The 4,155-nt window shown below is 65.6% G+C and carries 3 protein-coding genes; all 3 read left to right on the forward strand.

What is annotated here, in order from left to right; genetic code table 11:
- Window positions 1–282, forward strand: a 282-nt coding sequence (locus tag WAO18_RS07500) for a hypothetical protein (protein WP_422205164.1), incomplete at its 5' end; no start/stop codon positions are given.
- 105 nt (window positions 283–387) lie between these two features.
- Window positions 388–2,730 (forward strand): DEAD/DEAH box helicase, encoded by a 2,343-nt coding sequence (locus WAO18_RS07505; protein ID WP_422205165.1) that lies wholly within the window; start codon window positions 388–390, stop codon window positions 2,728–2,730.
- 307 nt (window positions 2,731–3,037) lie between these two features.
- A complete protein-coding gene (locus tag WAO18_RS07510; RefSeq protein WP_422205167.1) occupies window positions 3,038–4,063 on the forward strand; it encodes a PAS domain-containing protein in 1,026 nt (341 codons plus the stop codon).
- The last annotated feature ends 92 nt before the right edge of the window (window positions 4,064–4,155 follow it).

The raw sequence follows: 4,155 nt of genomic DNA on the forward strand, positions 1-4,155 counted from the left end.
ATGAAGCCGAATCCCTTTTCCGCGTTGAACCACTTCACAGTTCCCTGTGGCATTTCTCGATATTTCCTTTACTACTCGGGTGCGGAGCATCACCTCGATGCTCCGGGCCCGTTCCGACCGCTAGACCTTGCTGAGTCGCCGGAACTTCACCCGACCTACAACCTCGCAGGAACCGCGGCCGCAACGTCGATCCTGCGAAAGTTTGACACGAACACAGAAGCTGCGACCGCAAACAGTCAACCATGTTCATCGCCGCAGCAACAGCCTCAGGTGAGCAATTGAGCTACCACGAGGTAAACAATTGAACTGCGACGCCGAAACGCCCGGTCGCAAGGGCCTATCGGGCGCGGTTTCAGGTGATCAGTTCGGATCAGGAGGCACTTAATCGTGGGAACGTTCGGCAGCGACTTGCTCGCCGCCGCGGTCGCCGGCACCGAGTCGGGCGAACACCCGCTGCGTCATGTCGCCGAGCTGCCCGCACGGCTTGGCCGCCAACAACCTTGGCCGACATGGGTCGAACCCGATGTGCTGTGCGCATTCACCGATCGTGGCGTCAGTTCACCGTGGGCACACCAGGTTCAGGCAGCCGAGCTGGCGCACGCCGGGCATCACGTTGTTATCAGCACCGGCACGGCATCCGGTAAATCGCTGGCCTACCAGTTGCCCATCCTGAATGCGCTGGCGACCGATCCGCGCGCCCGGGCGCTCTACATCTCGCCGACGAAAGCCCTTGGCCACGACCAGCTGCGGGCCGCGCACACGCTGACCGCGGCGATCCCCCGGCTAGGTGATGTGGCGCCGACGGCCTACGACGGCGACAGTCCCGCCGAGGTACGTCGTTTCGCGCGGGAGCGCTCCCGCTGGGTGTTCTCCAACCCCGACATGGTGCATTTGGCGTTGTTGCGAAACCACGCTCGCTGGGCGGTCTTCCTGCGTGGGCTGCGGTTCATCGTTGTCGACGAATGTCATTACTACCGAGGTGTTTTCGGCTCGAACGTAGCAATGGTTCTGCGACGGTTGCTGCGGTTGTGCGCGCGCTACTCCGCTGTGCCGGGCGCGACTCCGACGGTGATCTTCGCCAGTGCTACGACCGCGGCACCTGGTGCGACCGCGACCGAACTCATCGGTCAGCCGGTCGAGGAGATCGCCGAAGACGCCTCACCGCAAGGCGCCCGGACGGTGGCGCTGTGGGAACCGGCGCTGCGCGCCGATCTCACGGGTGAAAACGGCGCTCCGGTAAGGCGGTCCGCCGGTAGCGAGGCGGCGCGGGTGATGGCCGATTTGATTGCCGAGGGCGCCCGGACCCTGACCTTCGTCCGGTCGCGGCGGGGCGCCGAACTGACCGCACTGGCAGCGCGTGCGCGGTTGGAGGACATCGCCCCGCAGCTGACCGAAACGGTGGCGTCGTATCGGGCGGGTTATCTGCCCGAGGACCGCAACGCGCTCGAACAGGCGCTGCTGGACGGACAACTGCGCGGCCTGGCCACCACCAACGCACTTGAACTCGGCATCGACATCGCCGGGCTCGACGCGGTGGTGTTGGCGGGCTTTCCCGGGACGGTCACGTCGTTTTGGCAGCAGGCGGGCCGGTCCGGCCGCCGTGGGCAGGGCGCGCTGGTGGTGCTGGTCGCCCGCGACGATCCGCTGGATACCTACCTGGTGCACAATCCCGCTGCGCTGCTGGACAAGCCGATCGAGCGGGTCGTGATCGACCCGGCTAATCCATACATCCTTGGCCCGCAATTACTCTGCGCTGCAACCGAATTACCGATCGATGACGCCGAGATGCGGACGCTCGGCGCCATGGACGTCGCCGACGGCCTAGTCGACGACGGGCTGCTGCGACACCGGTCCGGCAAGTACTATCCGGCGCCGGGCGTGGATCCCCATCCGGCAGTGGATATTCGGGGGCCCTCGGGCGGCCAGGTCGTCATCGTCGAAGGCGAGACCGGACGGATGCTGGGAACGGCCGGTGCGGGTCAGGCGGCTGCTTCGGTACATCCGGGCGCGGTGTATCTGCATCAGGGCGAGAGTTACGTCGTCGACTCGCTGGACTTCGACGAGGGCCTGGCCTTCGTCCACGGCGAGGACCCCGGATATGCCACGTTCGCCCGAGAACTCACCGACATCGCGGTGACCGGAACCGGTGAACGCCAGGCTTTCGGCTCCGTCACCCTTGGGCTGGTGCCGGTGCGTGTGACCAATCGAATCGTCGGCTATCTGCGACGCCGACTGACCGGTGAGGTCATCGACTTCGTCGAGCTGGATATGCCACCGCACACCTTGGAGACCACCGCGGTGATGTACACCATCACACCAGAAGCACTGCACCGCAACGGAATCGATCCGCTCCGAATCCCGGGATCGCTGCATGCCGCAGAGCACGCCGCGATCGGACTGCTGCCGCTGGTGGCCAGCTGCGATCGTGGCGACATCGGCGGGTTGTCCACCGCGGTTGGCCCTGAATATGACGGCCTGCCAAGCGTCTTCGTCTACGATGGCTATCCCGGCGGTGCCGGCTTCGCCGAACAGGGCTTCCGCCGCGCCAGCATCTGGCTGGGCGCTACGATGGCCGCGATCGAGGCGTGCGAATGCCCGTCTGGATGCCCATCCTGCGTGCAATCGCCGAAGTGCGGCAACGGCAACGATCCGCTGGACAAGGCCGGAGCTGTGCGGGTGTTGCGCTTGGTGTTGACCGCGCTGGCTAATCAGAGTCAGACATACGGATGACGACCGACCCCTCGAACGGTCGACTTCCATATGACAACGTCTGCCGCAGCAGCCGCAATGAAAGCGCTTTCCTCGCTCCTGAAGAAAGGTGCGCGTGCGGGAAATCCGACTCGAAGAACGGTTGGACAACGCAAGCCGTTCACAATCCGCAATGGGCGCAGCAGCAAAATACCCGCCGGTCGGTGATGTGTGCAAGTCATCGGCGTGCGGGTCAGGGTGACGCACAGGCTGGTCTCAGTGAAAGCCACGCGGATTCGATAGGGAGGCAAGGGGTTATCGGCAGTCCGGCTCGCTAAACTAGCGGGCTATGACGCACGACTGGTTACTGGTGGAGACGCTGGGTACAGAACCGGCCGTGGTCGCATTGGGCCGTCAATTGCGAAACATGGTTCCCATAACCTCGTTTTTGCGGCGCAACCCTCGGCGCGCCGCGATCCAGTCAGCAATCGCCGAGTCACTGCAAACCAGCCAGAGCCTGGTGAGCCTCACCCCGAAGAAAGACCGGGTGATCCGCACCGAGCCGGTCGTGATGTCCGACGGCCGAATCCACGGTGTGCATGTCTGGAGCGGACCGGCCGGCGACGAACCGCCGGAGCGACCGATCCCAGGGCCGCTGAAATGGGACATGACCCTCGGGGTGGCCACCGACACCGCGGAATCGCTGACCAACATGGGCCGCAATGTGGAGCTCGAGGACCCCGAGGAGCGGGCATTCGCGGAATGCTGGCCGTCGGGTGACCTCAAGCCGAATGAGGGCCGGGCACTAGCGGCGGCGGTCCGGTTCGAACCCGGCCACACCGTATGTGACACCTGGGACGGCACCGATTGGCAGGGCAACCACATCCGGGTGAGTTTCGTCGCCCGCAATGGCGTGGAGCCAGGAGTGGACGGCCGCGAGCACATGATTGCTCGGGGAATGAATTGGCGTGCCGAACCCGCCGAGCGGCCGTCGTCGTCGGATCGGCTGGCCCAGCAGATCCTGTCCGGGCTGGCCCAGCCCGGAGTACACCGTGCGCTGTTCGATCCGCATAGCTGGACGCTGCTGAAATGGCTCGATGCACCGTGCCCGTTCTACGACTGGCGCCGCATCGCCGCTGACAGCCCCCGGATACACCCCGAGGACGAGGCCAAGCGAGCTGCGATGCGCACCGAGTTCGCCGCCGGAGCCGCCTGTGCGGTTTTGCGGCTGCCGGCTCACGACGGCGGGTGGGTGCCGATACACGTGACGGTCAACCGGGTGGAGCTCGAAGACGACGCCTTTGCCGGCCTGGTCTCGCTGCGGCTGCCGACAAAGTCCGAGCTCGCCGAAGCCGACCCGGCCGACGACGACTAGCCCGGGCCGGCGCGGGCGGCCGCGCGGGCTTTGCCCCATCGGCCGACGGCCAATCCCGCCTCGATGGTGACCACGACGTCGAGGTCGTCGAC

This window comes from Mycobacterium sp. (genome assembly GCF_049278535.1).
Classification (GTDB): Bacteria; Actinomycetota; Actinomycetes; order Mycobacteriales; family Mycobacteriaceae; genus Mycobacterium.